17 protein-coding genes are annotated in these 17,330 nt (G+C 74.5%); 6 read left to right on the top strand and 11 right to left on the bottom strand.

Annotated features, from left to right (window positions below; translation table 11 throughout):
* Positions 1-424: 424 nt before the first annotated feature.
* A complete protein-coding gene (locus AB0H75_RS07665) occupies positions 425-847 on the top strand; it encodes a pyridoxamine 5'-phosphate oxidase family protein (RefSeq protein ID WP_367792048.1) in 423 nt (140 codons plus the stop codon).
* Between the two features lie 26 nt (positions 848-873).
* Here the strand turns inward: AB0H75_RS07665 and AB0H75_RS07660 are convergent, their stop codons facing one another.
* Positions 874-1,659 (bottom strand): SDR family NAD(P)-dependent oxidoreductase, encoded by a 786-nt coding sequence (locus AB0H75_RS07660; protein ID WP_367792045.1) that lies wholly within the window; start codon positions 1,657-1,659, stop codon positions 874-876.
* Positions 1,660-1,818: 159 nt separating this feature from the next.
* Positions 1,819-2,649 (bottom strand): amidohydrolase, encoded by an 831-nt coding sequence (locus AB0H75_RS07655; RefSeq protein WP_367792042.1) that lies wholly within the window; start codon positions 2,647-2,649, stop codon positions 1,819-1,821.
* Positions 2,650-2,963: 314 nt separating this feature from the next.
* On the opposite strand from AB0H75_RS07655, the gene AB0H75_RS07650 reads away from it, so the two are divergent.
* Positions 2,964-4,595, top strand: a complete 1,632-nt coding sequence (locus AB0H75_RS07650) for an integrase (protein ID WP_367792040.1) — start codon at positions 2,964-2,966, stop codon at positions 4,593-4,595.
* 9 nt (positions 4,596-4,604) lie between these two features.
* On the opposite strand, the gene egtE is transcribed toward AB0H75_RS07650, so the two are convergent.
* The 8 genes from egtE to AB0H75_RS07610 form a co-directional block, all read right to left on the bottom strand.
* Complete coding sequence (gene egtE, locus AB0H75_RS07645) at positions 4,605-5,858, bottom strand: ergothioneine biosynthesis PLP-dependent enzyme EgtE (RefSeq protein WP_367792037.1); 1,254 nt, start codon at positions 5,856-5,858, stop codon at positions 4,605-4,607.
* Entirely contained in the window at positions 5,855-6,808 is a 954-nt protein-coding gene (gene egtD, locus AB0H75_RS07640; RefSeq protein ID WP_367792390.1) for an L-histidine N(alpha)-methyltransferase, read from the bottom strand. The genes egtE and egtD overlap by 4 nt, the downstream gene beginning before the upstream one ends.
* A gap of 58 nt (positions 6,809-6,866) precedes the next feature.
* Entirely contained in the window at positions 6,867-7,604 is a 738-nt protein-coding gene (gene egtC, locus AB0H75_RS07635) for an ergothioneine biosynthesis protein EgtC (protein ID WP_367792034.1), read from the bottom strand.
* Positions 7,604-8,908 (bottom strand): ergothioneine biosynthesis protein EgtB, encoded by a 1,305-nt coding sequence (gene egtB, locus AB0H75_RS07630; protein ID WP_367792031.1) that lies wholly within the window; start codon positions 8,906-8,908, stop codon positions 7,604-7,606. Before egtB ends, egtC begins: the two co-directional genes overlap by 1 nt.
* Positions 8,905-10,137, bottom strand: a complete 1,233-nt coding sequence (gene egtA, locus AB0H75_RS07625) for an ergothioneine biosynthesis glutamate--cysteine ligase EgtA (RefSeq protein WP_367792028.1) — start codon at positions 10,135-10,137, stop codon at positions 8,905-8,907. Before egtA ends, egtB begins: the two co-directional genes overlap by 4 nt.
* Positions 10,138-10,204: 67 nt before the next feature.
* Complete coding sequence (locus AB0H75_RS07620; RefSeq protein ID WP_367792025.1) at positions 10,205-10,471, bottom strand: anti-sigma factor; 267 nt, start codon at positions 10,469-10,471, stop codon at positions 10,205-10,207.
* Between the two features lie 12 nt (positions 10,472-10,483).
* Positions 10,484-11,134 (bottom strand): RNA polymerase sigma factor, encoded by a 651-nt coding sequence (locus tag AB0H75_RS07615; protein WP_367792022.1) that lies wholly within the window; start codon positions 11,132-11,134, stop codon positions 10,484-10,486.
* 305 nt (positions 11,135-11,439) lie between these two features.
* Entirely contained in the window at positions 11,440-12,396 is a 957-nt protein-coding gene (locus AB0H75_RS07610; protein WP_367792019.1) for an ABC transporter substrate-binding protein, read from the bottom strand.
* A gap of 151 nt (positions 12,397-12,547) precedes the next feature.
* On the opposite strand from AB0H75_RS07610, the gene AB0H75_RS07605 reads away from it, so the two are divergent.
* Positions 12,548-13,087, top strand: a complete 540-nt coding sequence (locus tag AB0H75_RS07605) for a hypothetical protein (RefSeq protein WP_367792016.1) — start codon at positions 12,548-12,550, stop codon at positions 13,085-13,087.
* 115 nt (positions 13,088-13,202) lie between these two features.
* Here the strand turns inward: AB0H75_RS07605 and AB0H75_RS07600 are convergent, their stop codons facing one another.
* Positions 13,203-14,087 carry a MurR/RpiR family transcriptional regulator gene (locus tag AB0H75_RS07600; RefSeq protein ID WP_367792013.1) on the bottom strand — a complete coding sequence of 295 codons (885 nt, stop codon included), beginning with the start codon at positions 14,085-14,087 and terminating at the stop codon, positions 13,203-13,205.
* Between the two features lie 157 nt (positions 14,088-14,244).
* Between AB0H75_RS07600 and AB0H75_RS07595 the strand changes: the two genes are divergently transcribed.
* Genes AB0H75_RS07595 through AB0H75_RS07585 form a run of 3 tightly spaced genes read left to right on the top strand, consistent with a single transcriptional unit; the run spans position 14,245 to position 17,266 of the window.
* The gene (locus AB0H75_RS07595; protein ID WP_367792010.1) at positions 14,245-15,627 is read left to right on the top strand and encodes an MFS transporter; all 1,383 of its coding nucleotides are present in this window, start codon (positions 14,245-14,247) and stop codon (positions 15,625-15,627) included.
* On the top strand, positions 15,624-16,058 hold the full coding sequence (locus AB0H75_RS07590) for a GAF domain-containing protein (protein WP_367792007.1): 435 nt from the start codon (positions 15,624-15,626) through the stop codon (positions 16,056-16,058). Before AB0H75_RS07595 ends, AB0H75_RS07590 begins: the two co-directional genes overlap by 4 nt.
* On the top strand, positions 16,055-17,266 hold the full coding sequence (locus tag AB0H75_RS07585; protein ID WP_367792004.1) for an amidohydrolase family protein: 1,212 nt from the start codon (positions 16,055-16,057) through the stop codon (positions 17,264-17,266). Before AB0H75_RS07590 ends, AB0H75_RS07585 begins: the two co-directional genes overlap by 4 nt.
* The last annotated feature ends 64 nt before the right edge of the window (positions 17,267-17,330 follow it).

The raw sequence follows: 17,330 nt of genomic DNA, 5'->3' as shown, positions 1-17,330 counted from the left end.
AGAATATGGCCAAAAATATAACAGTCAGAAACAGAGCCACATAACAGTCAGATCACTCACAATAGATCGCGACAGGCGATAGCGCGCCCTCCCGCGACCCATCTGACCTGCGGGAACATCGCTATTTACCGGCAGCTAACAGCACGCGGACAAGGCGTGTGTCACAGAATCCGGACATAAAATTAGCGGTGCGGCAAAGTGATCCACAGCATGATCCGCGACCCGTGAATGCGGCCACTCCCGTCGCCCGCGCCCGTCCCGCCGTCACGAGCCCCACGGGCGCCACCCGCCCGGCGGCCGGGACGCCATCGCCGCGCCCGATCACCCCGGCTCCCGGCCAACTTAGGGCCTTTGGTCCCTACCTGCGGTCATGACCCGGACGGGACGATGGCGGGGTGAAGTGGAGCTTGATGGGCGGTTCCGGATGACGGGATCGCGCGACCTGAAAGAGCTGTCCGAGGCCGAGGCCCTGCGGCGGCTGGCGAGCGTCCCGTTCGGCCGGATCGTCTTCACCCTCCGCGCGCTGCCCGCGGTGCGGCCGGTGAACCACCTCGTGATGGACGGGCAAGTGATCATCCGCAGCGATCCCGGCACGGTGCTGAGCGGGGAGGTGGCTCCCGCCGAGGCCGTGGTCGCCTTCGAGGCCGACGAGCTGGACCCGTACGAGCGGCTGGGCTGGAGCGTCATCGTCACCGGCGTGGCCCGGCTGGTGAGCGACCCGGCCGAGGCCGCGCGCCTCAAGGACCTGCTCCACCCGTGGGTCAAGGGCGGCATGGACCACGTGATCCGCATCCAGCCGGAGATCGTCGACGGCTTCGAGCTGGTCCCGGTCGGCGACGGCCCCTGACCGGCCGGCGCGCCGGAGAAACGGGGTCAGGGCATCCACTTGCCGCCGGCCACGTCGATGGTGAGGCCGGTCAGCCAGGACGAGGCGTCGGAGGCGAGGAAGGCGGTCACGTTGGCCACGTCGAGCGGCGTGCCGAGCCGCCCCAGCGGATGCTCGGCCAGCAGGCGCCGCTCGAACTCGGCCGGCATCCGCCCGGCCAGCCGCTCGGTCATGATCGTGGACGGGGACACGCAGTTGACCCGGACGCCGAGCGGGCCGAGCTCGTGCGCGAGCTGGCGGGTCAGCGCGATCACCCCGGCCTTCGCGGCCGTGTAGGCGATCGAGGCGCCGGTCGGCAGGCGCGCGGCCAGCGACGCCATGGTGACGATCGAGCCGGCGCGGCGCTCGCGCATGCCCGGCAGGAAGCTCTTGAGCACGAGGAACGTCGAGGTGAGATTGGCGTCCAGGGTGGCGTGCCAGTCGTCCTCGGCGAGCCGGTCGAGGGGCACGGGCCGCCCGGTGCCGCCCCCGGCGAAGACCGCCAGCACGTCCACCGGGCCGAGCCGCCGCTCGACCTCGGCGCGCATCGCCTCGACGGCGGCGAAGTCGGTGCCGTCGGCGGCCACCCCGATCACGGCGTCGCAGGCGCGCTCCCCGGCGTCCCAGGCGTGCTCCTGGACGTCCTTGACGGCGGCCTCGATGGCCGCGGGGTCACGGCCGTTGACGGCGACGCGCATGCCCTGCCCGGCCAGGACCTTCGCGGTCTCCCGCCCGATCCCGCCCGAGCCGCCGGTGACCAGCGCGACCCTGCCCCGCAGATCCGGATACCTCATGACGCCCTCCCGCTGTGTCCAGGACTCCACCATGCCCCGCGCGGCGGGCGGCGGTCGTCGTGCGGGGGAAGGCCGTCCGGCTACTCCTCGCGTCGTACGCGCGCCGCCCGCCGCCTGCTCCGCCGGGGCCTTCGGGTGCCCAGGGGGCGTTCGGGCGTCCTAGGGGAGGCGGTAGGCGCGGCGGGCGGTGCCGGCGAAGACGTCGGCCCGCTCGCCCTCCGTCAGGCCCGCGCACAGCTCCTCGGCGGCGCCGGCGACCTCGGCGTACCCGGCGGCCAGCAGGCAGACCGGCCAGTCGGAGCCGAACATCACCCGCTCCGGGCCGAACGCCTCCAGGGCGGTCTCCGCGTACGGCCGCAGGTCGTCCACCGTCCACGCCGCCCAGTCGGCCTCGGTGACCAGGCCGGACAGCTTGCAGAAGACGTTGGGCAGCGCGGCCAGCTCGCGGATCCGGCCGCGCCAGGGCTCCAGCTCGCCGGCGGCGACCGGCGGCTTGGACAGGTGGTCGAGCACGAACGTCAGCCCCGGCAGGGCACGGCAGGCGTCGATGGCGGCGGGTAACTGGTGGGGCAGCGTGAGCAGGTCGTAGGCGAGGCCCGCGGCCTCCACCGCGGCCAGGCCGCGCCGCACGTCCGGCCGGGCGAGCCAGGCGGGGTCGGGCTCGGACTGCACGCCGTGCCGCACGCCCACCAGGCCGGGCGGCAGCGCGGCCAGGGTGCCGGCGGCGTCGGGCGCGGTGAGGTCGATCCAGCCGACGACGCCCGCCACCAGCTCGGAGGCGGCGGCCAGGGCCAGGAACTCGCGGGTCTCGGCCAGGTCGGGCAGCACCTGGACGAGCACCGTACGGCTCACCCCGGCCGCGGCGGCGTGCGGGGCCAGGTCGTCCAGCGTGTACGTGCGCCGCACGGGCGCCATCGGCTCCGGGTCCAGCCAGGCGTGCGGGCGGGCGGAGAGGTCCCACACGTGGTGGTGCGCGTCGATGCGATTCATGGGCGCAAGGTAACAGGCATCCCATGTATAAGCCACCACGACGGGGGTCAGAACCGGGATGGGACGATTTGGGCGGGGATACGTCCTACGTTCTTCCCAATCCCCGATCGACCGGCAACAAAAACAGAGGGCGTGATCGCCATGATCACGCCCTCTGGGGGGCCGTTAGCCCCGGACTAGTCTTTCGGCCGATCTCCCGACCGGCGTTTTGATAGTACAACGAACACGGAGTGTGCCGCTACCTTATGCTCACAGTAGTCATCCGGCCATCCCGCCGCCTGACTCCCCCGCTCATCACCCCCCAAGGTCGCAGCATGCACAAGACGCCTCCCGGGCGAGACGCCTCCTCCGCCTACTCGCAGCATGTCGCCGCCCGCGTCATGAACTTCTGCGACACGGCGACCCCCTGGCCCCGCCGCCTCTGGGACGTCAGCGCCTTCCTGGCCCTGCAGGAGCTGTACGAGGCGGGCGCCTGGGTCGAGCGGCGGGTGCTGTCGCAGGGCTCGCTCGACTGGCAGCGGCACGAGCTCGAACGCCTGCTCGGCGACGATCCGGCGCTCGGCACCAGGTGCTTCCGGCGCGGGCTCCAGGACTGCCTGCGCACGACGCTCACCGTGGCCAGCGACGGCCGCAGGAAGCTGCGCCACCTCATCGACGTGGGCCGCCCCGGCTACCTCGACCGCTGGGCGGCGTGCGTGTCCGATCCCAACCCGCCGCCGCCGGAGAGGGTCGCCCGCGCGGTCGCCTCCCACCTGCTCGACAACGGCCACAGCATGGACGGCCTCAACCGCTGGGTCCGCGACGGCCGGCTCGGCCTGTCCGCCACGGATCTGATCACCGAGGCCGCCGCGCTGCTGACGCTGCCGCCGACGTCCTGGAGGGTCATCGTCCCCTTCGCCGACCTCAACCACCGCGAGAAGCTGGCCGCCGACCTGCCCCACTGGATCGACGTCCGCGAGACCGAAGACCTGCTGGCCGCCACCGGCACGAAGACCACCACGCCCGTGGCCGGCGCCCTGTCCTACGAAGTGGAGGCGCGGGACCCGGAACGTGCCCTCGAAATCGTCTCGGACGTCGTCGAGCGTCTCCAGGCCCGCGCCCGCTTCACCGCGACCGGCCTGGTGACGCCGTTCGACACGGCCGTCGTGCTGAACCAGAGCAGGTCGATGCCGCTCAGGATGCCCGCGCGCGGCGCCCGCGTCCTGTCCCTGGCCGCCGAACGCCAGCTCTACGTGGTCGGCGCCGAGCCGCAACGCCTCGGCGACCGCCGCCGCAGCGCCGTGGACGACGCGCTGGAGCTGGCCTCGGCGCTCAACCACGGCCCGCTCGCCCCGGCCGTCGCCGGCGGGTGGAGCGCGCTGGAGTCGCTGCTGACCGAGGCCCGCGACCCCGACGAGCGCGAGCGCGTCATCGCCGCCTCCCGCGCGGCCGCCCTGGTCGCCTGCTCCTGGCCCCGCGCCGAGCTGACCGCCCTGTCCCACCGCATCCGGCACGTGCACGGCCACGACCTGGCCGAGCGCCTGGACCGCTGCGCCTCCAACCGCGAACGCGCCGTGCTGATCGCCGCCGAGCTGGCCGAGGGCCGTTCCCTTCCGTTGGAACGTTCCTGGCGCCGCAGGAGCGACATCGCGGCGATCACCCGCATGCGCGCGCTCCTGGCCGATCCCGCCCCGGTCCTCGGCCGGGTGCGCCGCTACGTCGAGGTCTCCCTGCGCCGCCTCTACCGCAGCCGCAACATCGTCCTGCACGGCGGCTCCACGGGCGGCATCGCCCTGCAGCCGGCCCTCCGGGTCACGGCGCCCCTGGTGGGGGCCGCCCTGGACCGCCTGGCCCACGCCGACCTGGTGACCGGCGTCCCGCCCCTGGCGCTGGCCTCCCGCGCCGAGACCGCGCTGCGCATGGTCGGCGACACCATGGGCCCGTCCCTGTGCGACCTGATCGAGTGAGCCGTACGGTCACCGGTGCGCGGCGGGTCGCGCGTTCACGGCGAGGACGCCGGCGAGCGCGCGCAGGGTCGCCGGCGGGGTGCCGGGTGGCGGCGAGACGCGCAGGACCGGCGCGGACAGGTCGAGCGGTGCCCGGGCCGGAGGGACGACGCCCACCAGGAGGCCGGCGCGGGCGGCGCGGGCTCCGGCGTCCTCGGCGGAGTCGGCGGGCGGCGGGCGCAGGGTGACGAGGGCGGAGGGCTCGTCCAGCGGCTCGATCACCCGCCAGCCGCCCGCCCCGTCGAGGATCTCGCGGGCGGCGCGGCCCAGGGCCGCCAGGTGGGCGTGGACGGCGGCCGGGCCGAGCGCCAGGTGCTCCAGGACGGCGGCGCCGAGCCCCGCGCGGGCGGCGATCGCCCCTTCGGCCCCCTCGTACCGGACGGCGCCCGGCAGCGGCGTCGCGCCGGGCCAGGTGTGGCCGCGCAGGGTCGGGGCGGGGGCGTCCATGGTCGGGGTGGGGCCGGGGACGATGAGGAAACCGGTGCCGCGCGGGCCCGCGAGCCACTTGCGGGACGTCCCCACGTAGGCGGTGGCACCCACGCCGGTGACGTCCACGTGGCCGAAGGACTGGCAGGCGTCCAGCACCAGCGGGACCCCGGCGGCCCGGCACAGCGCGCCGATCCCGGCGGCGGGCTGGACGACCCCGCGGTGCGAGGCGAGGTGCGCGAGCGTGACCAGGTGCAGGCCCGCCGACAGGTGGTCGTGGAGGCCGGCCAGGTCCAGGCGGCCGTCCGGGTCGGTGGGCAGCTCGACGAGGGTCCAGTCGCGGTCGGCGGCCAGGCGGCGCAGGAGCATGAGGGTGCTGCCGTACTCCGTGCGGGTGTGGCCGACGCGGCTGCCCGGCGGCAGGCGCCAGCCGCCGAGCAGGGCCGCCATCGCCGAGGTGCCGCTCTCGGTGAAGGCGACGTCGCCGGGGGCGGCACCGGCCAGGGCGGCCAGCGCCGCGCGGGCGTCGGTGAGGGCGGGTTCCGCCGGGTAGCCGCCGTGCCGACGTTCCCGGTGCAGGTGGGCGATGACGGCGTCCAGGGTGCGGTCGCTGGGGACGTTGCAGCCCGCCGCGTCCAGCAGGCCCGGCGGCATGACGCCGCGGGCCGCCCGCCACGCCGCCCCGACGTCGCCGCCCGGCCCGGTGCTCGCCGGGCCGGTGCTCGCCGGGCCGACGCTTACCGGGCCGACGCTTGCCGAACCGGTGCCGGTCGGGTCTGGGGGCGGGGTTCGGGTCATGCTTCGGAGAGGGTCAGGGCGAAGTCGCCGGCCGGGTCGGTGTGCCAGGCGCGGACCGTGAAACCGGCCGCCGCCAGCTCGGCACGCAGGCCGTCCGGGCGGAACTTGGCGCTGATCTCCGTACGCATCTCCTCGCCCTCGGCGAACGCGGCGGTCAGGCCGAGGGCGCCGACGCGGACCCGCATCGCGCGGGTGGCGCGCAGGCGCATCTCGATCCAGTCCCGGCGCTCGTCGTAGAGGGCGACGTGAACGAAGGCGTCCGGGTCGAAGGCGGCGTCCAGCTCGCGGTTGAGCACGCGCAGGACGTTGCGGTTGAACGCGGCCGTCACCCCGGCCGCGTCGTCGTAGGCGGCGACCAGGCGCCTCCGGTCCTTGACCAGGTCGGCGCCGAGCAGGAACGTGTCGCCGGGGCGGAGGTTGCCGCGCAGCTCCTTGAGGAAGGCGCGGCGGGCGTCCGGATCGAGGTTGCCGATGGTGCCGCCGAGGAAGGCGACCATCCGGCGGCCGGTACGCGGCAGGAGGGCGAGGTGGCGCTCGAAGTCGGCGCACACCGCGCGGACTTCGAGCCCGGGGTAGCGCCCGGCCAGCCGGTGGGCCGCCGCGGTGAGGGTGACGGCGTCCACGTCCACGGGCGTGTAGGTGCGCAGGGTGCCCGCCGCGGTCAGGGCGTCCAGGAGGAGCACGGTCTTCTCGCTGGTGCCCGAGCCCAGCTCGACCAGCGTGTCCGCGCCGCTCGCCGCCGCGAGGCCGGCCGCGCGGGCGCGGAGGATGGCCAGCTCGCGGCGGGTCGGGTAGTACTCGGGCAGCCGGGTGATCCGGGTGAACAGGTCGCTGCCGGTCTCGTCGTAGAACCACTTGGGCGGCAGCCACTTGGGGGTGGCGGTCAGGCCGGTGCGGACGTCCTGTTCGAGGGCCAGGCGCAGGTAGTCGCGGTCGAGGTGGTTGATCAGGCGCACGGTGGGGTGGTCGACGGGCACGAGGTCTCCAGGTGGTGGTGGGGTGGGGCGGTCAGAGCGGCTGGACGCGCGAGCCGTCGGGGGTGACGACCAGGAGGCTGCGGTCGGGGACGGGCCGCCAGCCGGGGTCGTCGCAGAGCGGTTCGCTGGCCACCAGGACGCCGTCCGGGCAGGGCCGGTGGAAGAGGGTGTCGCCCCAGGCGGTGGCGGCGAGCTGCGTGCCGTCGCAGGCCAGGAGGTTGAGCCGGGCCTCCGGGTCCCTGGCCGCGGCGCTGGTCACGACCTCGGCCAGCGCGGCGCCGAGCCCGGCGGCGGAGGGAGTGGAAGAGGGGGCGGCGGTGCGGAGGCGGTGGAAGACGGCGGCCGCCAGCCCGGCGGAGTCGCAGGTGCTCTCGGCGGCGTCGGCGCCGGCCAGGTCGCGGACGGCGTCCCTGGCCACCCGGCCGTTGTGGCTGAGCAGCCAGCGGCCCGCCGCGAACGGCGCCGTGGCGCTCTCCTCGACCGGCATGCCGACCGTCGCGCACCGCACGGCGGCCAGCAGGCAGCCGCCGCGCGCGACCCGGGCGAGGCCGGGCAGGTTCGCGTCCGCCCAGACGGGGATCGCGCGCCGGTAGCGGACGGGCTCCGGCGCGGCGGGGTCGTACCAGCCCATGCCGAAGCCGTCGGCGTTGACCGTGCCGTGGCGCTGCCGCCGGGGCGCGTACGACTGCCGCATCAGCCCGTGCTCCGGCTCGTGGATCAGCGACGTCAGCGGGCGGGGCGCGCCGAGCCACGCCGCGTGCCGGCACACTAGCCCTCCTCCGGCGCGGCGGTCCTGGCGCAGCGGAAGCCGGTGAAGATCTGCCGCCGGACCGGGTAGTCCCAGTTCCGGAACGTGGTGCGCACGGCGGCGGGGTCGGCCGCCCAGGAGCCGCCGCGCAGCACCCGGTACTCCCGGCCGAAGAACACCTCGCTGTACTCCCGGTAGGGGAAGGCGCGGAAGCCGGGGTAGCCCTGGAACCAGGTGGCGGTCCACTCCCACACGTCCCCGAGCATCTGCTCGGCCCCGTACGGGCCGGCCCCGCCCGGGTACGCGCCGAGCGGCGCGGGCCGTGCCGCCCGGTGGCCGAGGTTGGCCAGCTCGGGGGTCGGGTCCTGGTCGCCCCACGGGTACCGGCGGGCCCGGCCCGCTGCGGCGTCCCAGCCGCACGCCTTCTCCCACTCGGCCTCCGTGGGCAGCCGCTTGCCGGCCCAGCGGGCGTAGGCGTCGGCCTCGTACCAGCACACGTGCTGCACCGGCTCGTCCATCGGCACCGGCTCGGTCCGGCCGAAGCGGGTGCGCCACCACGTCCCGCCGTCCCTGGTCCAGAAGAGCGGGGCGAACACGCCGCTCTCCTGCCGCCAGCGCCAGCCCTCGGGCGTCCACCAGCGGGGGTCGTGGTAGCCGCCGTCCTCGATGAACGCGGCGTAGGCGGCGTTGCCGACGGGCAGCCGGTCGATCCAGTACGCGGGCAGCTCCACGCGGTGGGCGGGCCGCTCGTTGTCGTAGGCCCACGGCAGGCTGTCGGTGCCCATGAGGAACGGCCCCGCCGGGACGTACACCTCGTCCGGGCCGGCCGGGCGGCGGCCCGGCGGCAGGGCGCCGTCGCGCACGACGCCCGGCCGGCCGGCGAGCTGGAGCGTGGCCAGCATGGTCTCGTCGTGCTGGTGCTCGTGCTGGATCACCAGGCCGAAGACGAACCCGTCGCGGCGCAGCGGGTCCGGGTCCTCCAGGTCCACGGCGTCCAGGACGTCCAGCACCCGGCCGCGCACGCCGCCGATGTAGTCGCGGGCCTCGGCGGGGCGCAGGAACGGCAGCGACGGCCGGTCCCTGCGCGGGGTCTTGAAGGCGTCGTAGATGTCGTCGATCTCCGGACGGAGCGGGGTGATCCCGGCGGCGGCCCGCAACACCCACAGCTCCTCGTAGTTACCGACGTGGGCGAGGTCCCACACCAGGGGGGACATGAGCGGCGAGTGCTGCTGGACGAGCAGGTCGTCGTCGGCGGCGGTGTAGGCCAGCGACCGGTCGCGCACCGCGATGAGCTGAGCGGCGATGCCGGCCTTGACGTCGGTCATCGGTGTCCCCCTTCGGTCAGCCAGGCCGCCAGGCGGCCCGGTCCTGTTGTCACCACGTCGATCAGGTCGGCCGCCGGCGAGCGGCCGGGGCTCACGTGCCGGTCGGCGAAGGCCGCCACCTCGCCGGTCAGGGCGGGGCCGGCGTCCAGGCAGGGCAGCGCCTCCAGCGCGGCGCGGAAGCACGCCTCGGCGGCGCGGGCCAGGCGCGGCTCCGCCAGGCCGCAGCGGGCGGCCGCCGTCCACAGGTCCCGGCACGGCTCGGCGGCGGACAGCGCGGCGCCGGCGGCCCGGTCGTCCATGACCAGCGCGTACGTGACGGCCACGCACACCGGCCAGTACGCCGGCCGCTGGGCGTCGAGGTAACGCACCTCCAGCCAGCCGCGCGGCCGGACCGGCGGGAACACGGTGGTCGCGTGGTAGGCCAGGTCGTCCAGCGTCGGCCGCCGCCCGGCGGGGCCGCCGCCGCCGAGCCAGTCGCGGAAGGTGGAGCCGTCGCGGACCGGGCGGCAGCGCTCCCCGTCCTCGCGCACCAGCATCAGGCGGGCGTCCAGCAGGTAGTCCGTCCAGTCCGCCACGGGGTCGGCGGTGGCGCGGACGGGGGCCGTCCGGGTGCGGTCGAGGTGGTCCCAGACGGCCTGGCGGCCGGACGTCCAGCCGGTCGGGCGGCCCGCGGACACCGGGGAGTGGGCGAAGGCGGCGGCCAGGACGGGGCCGAGCAGGTGCGCCCGCTCCCACCGCTCGTGAGGGCGTTCCCCCAGGTCCAGGTTGATCTGGACGGAGGCGGTCGAGCACATCATGAGCGGGCCGTACGGGGCGCCGAGGAAGCCGGCCATCGCGTCGTAGCGGGGCAGGCGGAGCTGGCGGCGGGGCGGGCGCAGCGGGTCCAGGCCCACGCCGGCCGCCGCCAGCCCGGCCGCCGCGAGCGCGTCGCGGACCAGGCCGAGGTCGGTGTCCAGCGCGGCGACGGCTCCGGGCAGGGTGCCGGCCGGTCCGCTCAGTTCGAGCTGGCCGCCCGGCTCGAACGTGACCCGGCTCCCGCCGGGCAGCGCGGGCAGGGCTCGCGCGACCTCGTCCACGGGGACGTACCGCTCCGGCTCCGCCCGGTCGTAGACGAGGAGCTCCAGCTCGACGCCCACCCGCTCCCCGCCGCTGCCGCCGCCGGACGGGCGGAAGCAGTCGCGGGCGAACGCCGCCACGTCGTCCGGGCCGATCGGCGGCCGGGCGGTCATGGGGCTTCCCTCGCGTGGCACATGGATCTACAGACCCGCGAGCCGCGCGAGCGTTACAGGGAAATTCCTACGGCGTGCGCCGGTTCCTGAAGGCGGACATCAGGCGCTCGCGCGTGCGGTCGGACAGCTTCTCGGGAGGCTGGTCGCCGAGCGCGCGGACGGTGGCACGGTACTGGTCGAGGTAGTGGCCGCACGCGGTGCAGCAGGCCAGGTGGGCCTCGACGCCGGCGTGCGACGGCTCGTCGAGGGCGTCGTCGAGGTAGGCGGTGATGGCTTCCACCAGCTCGCCGCACGTGAACCGCTTCACGACGCTGCCCGCCTTACCCTCTGACATGAACCGTTTCACCTATTCTGACGCCATGACCGACCGGAAGTAGCCCTCCAGCCGTTCCCGGACCGCCGCCCGGGCCCGGTGCAGCAGCACCCGCTGGTTGGCGGCGGAGATCTCCAGGATCTCGCAGACCTCCTCGGAGGTGCACCCCTCCACGTCGCGCAACGTGATCACGGTGCGCTGCCGCGGCGGCAGCCCGGCCAGGGCCTTGCCGATCAGGGCGCGCACCTCCGCCGCGAGGGCCTGGTTCTCCGGGGTCGGCCAGGCCGCGGGCGGCTCCTTCCAGCTTCCCGGCAGGTCGGTGTCGGGGCCGTGGAACCGCGCGGGATCGACGCTCGGCCCGCCGTCCGGCCCGAGGGCGCTCCACGGCAGTGTACGGCTCTCGCGCAGGCCGCGCTTCTTCGCGGTGTTGACCAGGATGCGGTAGACCCAGGTCTTGACCGACGAGCGGCCCTCGAAGCCGTCGATCGCGGCGATCACCGCCAGCCAGGTGTCCTGGACGACCTCCTCGGCCGACTCGTCGGTGGAGACGTAGGACCTGGCGACCCGTAACATGCCCCGCGACCAGGTGTCGAGCAACGCCGCGAACATCGTCTCGTCGCCCGCCCGCAGGGCCGAGACGACGACGTCGTCCGGGGGCAGCGCGCTGCCCGCGAAAGACCCCACGATCGTTTCCTCCCCGTCCGGCGCCTCGAACATCATCACATCCGCCCGCCGGAGCTTCCACCGCGGGTAGCGGCAGACCCCTTGACGGCCTGGAGAACGGCCGGGCAAGCCGCCGGAGCTTCCACCGCGGGTGGCGGCAGACCCCTTGACGGCCTGGAGGACGGCCGGACAAGCCGCCGGAGCTTCCACCGCGGGTGGCGGCAGACCCCTTGACGGCCTGGAGAACGGCCGGACAAGCCGCCGGAGCTTCCACCGCGGGTGGCGGCAGATCCCTTGACAGCTCGCCGGAGCTTTCCCGGGAGGGGTCAGCCGGTGGCGAGGAAGGAGGTGACGTCCAGGGGGTTCTTGAGGTAGCCGTGGCGTTCCATGAGGTCGGCCACCTGCTGCACCCGCCGCCGGTCCAGGTCGGTGGGGTAGGTGCCGAGCGAGACCTGCGCCGCCGTGTCCGCGTCGATCTTCGTGTACTTCGGCAGCGCCGCCTCGACCTCCTTGCGGTCGGCGGCGTCCCGCAGGCCCTTGGCCAGGCCGCGCTGGAAGGCGGCCAGGGTACGCGGGTAGCGCTCGCGGAACTCGTCGGTCGCCATCCACCCGCTCACCGGCTGGTCCGCGAGGCGTCCCGGGACGGGGTCGGGCAGCTCGCGCACGAGGCCGCGGCGCTCGCCGTAGGTCAGGAACGGCTCGGCCACCCACGCCGCGTCCACCTTCCCGCTGCCGATCCGCTGCGCCATGTCGGGGAAGGGCATCTCGACGAAGCGGACGTCGCGGTCGGTCAGGCCGGCGTTCTCCAGCATGGCGGTGACCATCAGCGTGCCGAGCCCGTACAGGTTGTTGACCGCGACCTTCTTGCCCTTGAGCTCCTTGACGGAGTCGATCCCCGAGTCCTTGCCGACCACCACGCCGTAGCCGTCGGCCCCCGCCTGGGACAGCGGCGCGACGACCTTGAGGTGCTTGCCCACGGCCCCGGCCATGAAGGTGGTGACGTAGTCGGTCTGGCCGAGGTCGAGCCGCCTCGCCTCCAGCATCGGCACCGCCATGGCCGCGCCGGAGATGACCTGCGGCTCGACGGTGAGGCCCTCCTGCCTGAAGTAGCCCTTCGCGATGGCGACGAACAGCGGCGCGGTGTCGGCGACGGGGAGCACGCCCACCGCGATCGTGTCCTTCTCGGGTACGAGCTTCGGCGGCGGTGGCCCATCGCTCGCGCACGCCGCCGCGGCGACGGATAACAGCAGGGCGGCCAGGGCGCGGGCGAGACGGTTCGGCACGTGCTCCTCCTCGTTCGGCGATGGCTGGAGAGCGTACCGGACCAAGATCGCGGCCGCGCGCGGCGGCGGGAAACCCGTCGCGCGGTGGCCGGGCCGCTTCGGCCGGGTTACGTTGGACGGAGGCGTCTGCCCGCGAGGGAAGGGGAGTCCGGTGCTCTACCTGTTCGGCTTCGAGCGGATCGGTGTGGCCGTGAGCGACATCTACTTCGTCGATCCCCACCCAGGACAGGGCCAGGAGGGCGCCGAGCGCGGCGTGCGCCTGGAGCTGCGCAGGCTCGAACAGGGCGAGCTCAAGGGCTCGATCTACTCGGCCCGCCCGATCACCGTCGAGCGCCCGCTGTGGCGGGTGGACCTGCTGGAGTCGGTCTCCGGGACGCCCGGCAGCTTCGACCGCACCCACCACCATCCGGGCATGGACGGCTGGGAGCCGGGCCGGCGGGTCTTCGACCACGAGCTGTCGGGCGAGCCGCTGAGGTGGCTCGGCGAGCGGCTGGCGGACCTGGAGGGCGTGCTGAAGGAGGTCGGCGCCGACCCCGGCGAGGTCTCCCCCTCCGACGTGACCGGGCTGCGCGAGCGGGCGCCGGAGATCGTCGAGACGGTGGGGCGGCTGCTGGAGCGGGTCCGCGCCGGCGCGGTCGCCGCCCCGGACGACGCCGCCACGGCGACGAGCGTCCGCGCGAGCTGGCTCTGACCGGCAGGCGTACCCAGTCCGCCCGACAGACGGGCCGACAGGCCGACAGACGGGCAGGCAGACCGACAGGCCGACAGGCCGGCAGACGGGCAGGCAGGTCGTGAGGGCGGGCCCGTCAGGCGGGTGACGGCTGGGCCGGGCGGCGGTGCAGCAGGCCGAACCTGCCCCACATGGCCTCGGCCGCCTCGATCGAGGCCCCGGTACGTGCCGGATCGACCGCGGCGAGCTGGGTGACCAGGGCCTGGGCCACGGCGATGCCGGCCGTCAGCGACGGGAAGAACGCCTCGCCCTCGGCCGGGACCAGCACCACCTCCTCGGCGGCGGCGGCCAGGGCCGGGCTGGCCGCGTCGGTCAGGGCGAACACCCGCGCGCCGCGGGCGCGGGCCTCGTTGGCGGCCAGCACGGTGCTCTCGTACAGCCGCCAGAAGCTGATGGCGATGAGCACGTCGCCCTCGCCGATGGCGGCCATGACGTTGGCCAGCTCGGAGTCACCGCCGGTCACGGCGTGGACGGGGTAGCCGGCCAGCCGGGCGTTGTGGGCCAGGGCCAGCCCGACGGCGGCGTAGCTGCCGTCGGCGACGATGGCGGTGCGCCGCGCGGCGGCGACGGCTCCGGCGATGGTGGCCAGCACCCGCTCGTCCAGCCGCCGGGTGAGCAGGGCCAGGCCGTCGAGGTCGCGGCGCAGCGAGCGCGAGCTGGGCGAGCCGTTGCCGCGGTGCTCGGCGGCGACCTGCCCGGCGCTCAGCGAGGACAGGTAGCGGGCGCGCAGCTCCTGCTGGAGGGCGGGCCAGCCGGCGTAGCCGAGCGCCTGCGCCGTGCGGGTCACGGTGGCGACGTTGACGCCGGCGAGCTGGGCCAGCTCCCCCGCCGAGCAGAACGAGGCCCTGCGCGGCTGTGACAGCAGCATCTCCAGCACCGCGGCCGCCTTGCCGCGCAGCCCGCGCTCCGACGCGCGGCTCCGTAGCCAGCCCTCGAAATCGTCGGTGGCGCGCTCGCTCACAGCTTCCTCTTCCGCCTCTCGCCGCCTCGGCCCGCCGGTCATGGTACGCGGTCACCCCCCGAAAGCCATGCAAAGACTATTGCAATTTCACGGAATTGCACTATATGTTGCTGCGCAATCGACATGCAGGGCCATGACCTGGGGAAAGGTGCGCTCGATGACCTTGTTGGCCCGTCTGGACCGGCTTCCGCTGAGCCGTCCGCACTACCTCCTGCTCCTGATCGGCGGACTCGGCTACACCTTCGACGGCATGGACTCGGCGGTGGTGGCGTTCCTGCTGCCGAGCGCCCAGGACGCCTGGAGCCTGTCCAACGGGCAGCTCGGTCTCATCGGGTCGGCGACGCCGTTCGGGTTCCTGTTCGGCGCGACCGCCGCCGGGCTGCTCGGCGACCGCATCGGCCGCAGGCGGGTCATGATGTACGCCCTCGGCTTCTACGCGATCTTCTCCGTGGTGGCGGCGTTCGCGCCCAGCTACGAGGTGTTCCTGGTCAGCCGGGTGCTGGCCGGGGCCGGCGCGGGCGCGGAGAGCGCGATCATCGCGCCGTTCCTGTCGGAGTTCGTGCCCGCGAAGCGGCGCGGCTGGTTCATCGGCGCGCTGGCCGGGTTCTTCTCCTTCGGGTTCGTGCTGGCCGCGCTCATCGGGCGGTTCGTGGTGCCGACGATGGACGACGGCTGGCGCGTCGCGCAGCTCATCACGGCGCTGCCGATCCTCATGCTGCTGTGGTGGCGGCGTTCGCTGCCGGAGTCGCCGCGTTTCCTGCTCCAGCAGGGCAAGGAGGCTGAGGCCGAGGCCGTGGTGTCCGACCTGGAGCGGCGCGTGCGGCAGGCCACCGGGCAGCCGCTGCCGCCGGTGCCCGAGACCTCCGCCGCCGTCTCGCGGCAGCCGGACACGCCGAAGGTGAACCTGCTCAGCGCGCTGCGCTTCCTGTGGAGCCCGGTCATGGCGCGGCGCACGGCGGTCATCTGGCTGATCTGGTTCGTGATCACGTTCTCGTACTACGGGTTCTTCTCGTGGATCCCGACGCTGCTCGTGCAGCGCGGCATCACCGTGACCAAGAGCTTCGAGTTCTCGATCATCATCTACCTGGCCCAGGTGCCCGGCTACTTCTCGGCGGCCTGGCTGTCGGAGCGGCTGGACCGCAAGAACACCATCGCGATCTACCTGGCCGGCTCGGCGGTCAGCGCGTTCTGGCTGTCCCAGATGGACTCCCCCGCCGCCATCACGCTCGCCGGGGCGGTGCTGTCGTTCTTCCTGAACGGCACGTACGCGGGCGTCTACTCCTACACCCCCGAGGTGTTCCCGACCTGGATCCGCGCCACCGGCACCGGCCTGTCGAGCGCCTTCGGGCGCGTCGGCAGCATCCTGGCCCCGACGATCATCGGCGTGTCAGCCGCGAGCCTCGGCTTCGCCGGGGTGTTCGGCCTGACCACGGCCGTGCTGGTGGCCGGGGTGATCTGCGTGGTCGTGTTCGGCCTGGCCACGGCCGGGCGTTCGCTGGAGGAACTGACCGAACCCGCCGACAAGGAGGCGACGAAGTGACGGACGAACTGACGTTCAAGGAGCTGGAGCAGCGCGTGCGCGCGGACGTGGGCGTGCGGCTGTTCACCGTGCTGGCCTGGCTGCCGGAGCGGCGGACGCTGCGCCGGGTGCACAGTAGCCACCCAGGGCAGTACCCCGTGGGCGGGGAGAAGAGCGTGGAGGTGGCCCAGGGCTGGCTGGCCACCTGCATCGAGGGGCGCCGGCCGTACCTCGGGGCCGACCGGGCGGCGGTGGCGGAGATCTTCGCCGACCACGCGCTGATCGAGAGCCTGGGCTGCGGCGCGGTCGTCAACGTACCCGTCGTGGACGGCGACGAGGTCCTCGGCGTGCTCAACATCCTCGACGCCGAGGGCGCCTACGACGCGGTGTCGGTCGCCGCCGCCGAGAAGCTGGCGCCCCTGGCCGTGCCGGCCCTGCGGAGCGCGCGATGAGCCTGCTGCTGAAGAACGTGCGCGTCCTGGACGTGACCACCGGCGAGTACGCCGAGGGCGACCTGCGCTGCGCCGACGGCCGCATCGCCGAGACGGGCACCGGCCTGCGCGCCCCGGACGGGACGCGGGTGATCGACGGCGCGGGCGCGTACGTGGTGCCCGGCCTCATCGACGCCCACGTCCACGTCACGGCCTCGACCGCGAACCTCGGCGCGCTGCCGTCCATGTCCCCGTCGTACGTGACCGCGCACGCCGCCCGCATCATGGGCGCGATGCTCGCGCGCGGCTTCACCACGGTCCGCGACAACTCCGGCGCCGACTTCGGGCTGGCCGACGCCCAGGCCGAAGGGCTGATCCGGGGGCCGCGGCTGCTGTTCTGCGGCAAGGGGCTGAGCCAGACCGGCGGCCACGGCGACTTCCGCGGCCGGGCCGAGCACCTGCGGGACGACCACCCGTGCTGCGCGGGCGTCGGCCGGGTGGCCGACGGCGTGGACGCGGTCCGCGCCGCCGCCCGCGACGAGCTGCGCAAGGGCGCCTGCCACATCAAGGTCATGGCCTCCGGCGGCGTGGCCTCGCCGACCGACCGCATCGACTCCACGCAGTACTCGATGGAGGAGCTGCGGGCGGTCGTCGAGGAGGCCGAGGCCGCCAACCGGTACGTGGCCGCGCACGCCTACACCGCCCGCGCCGTCAACCGGGCGCTGGAGGCCGGCGTGCGCTCCGTCGAGCACGGCAACCTCATCGACGACCGCAGCGTGGAGCTGTTCCTGGAGCGGCAGGCGTTCCTGGTGCCGACGCTGGTGACGTACTGGGCGCTGAAGGAGGAGGGCCGGGCGTTCGGCCTGCCGGAGGCGAGCTGGCGCAAGGTGGACGAGGTGCTGGAGGCCGGGCTGGTCGCGCTGGAGCGCGCCGCGAGGGCCGGGGTGAGGCTGGCGTACGGCACGGACCTGCTCGGCGGCATGCACCGGCACCAGGGCCACGAGTTCCGGCTGCGGCGCGAGGTGCAGAGCCCGCTCGACGTGCTGCGCGCGGCCACCGCGGGCGCGGCCGAGCTGGTCGGCATGGCCGGCGAGATCGGCACCACGGCCGTGGGCGCGCACGCCGACCTGCTCGTCCTCGGCGCGGACCCGCTGGAGGACGTCGGCGTGCTGGCCGAGCCCGGCGAGCGCCTGCGGCACGTGGTGCAGGCGGGCGAGGTGGCCGCCTAGGACCTCCCGCGTGCGGGTGCCACCCGGTCCGGGCAGGACGGGCCCTGGTCGTGGAGCGGTCCTG

It is taken from the genome of Nonomuraea sp. NPDC050783 (assembly GCF_040802095.1).
Lineage (GTDB): Bacteria > Actinomycetota > Actinomycetes > Streptosporangiales > Streptosporangiaceae > Nonomuraea.
This window is presented reverse-complemented; position numbering and strand designations above follow the sequence as displayed.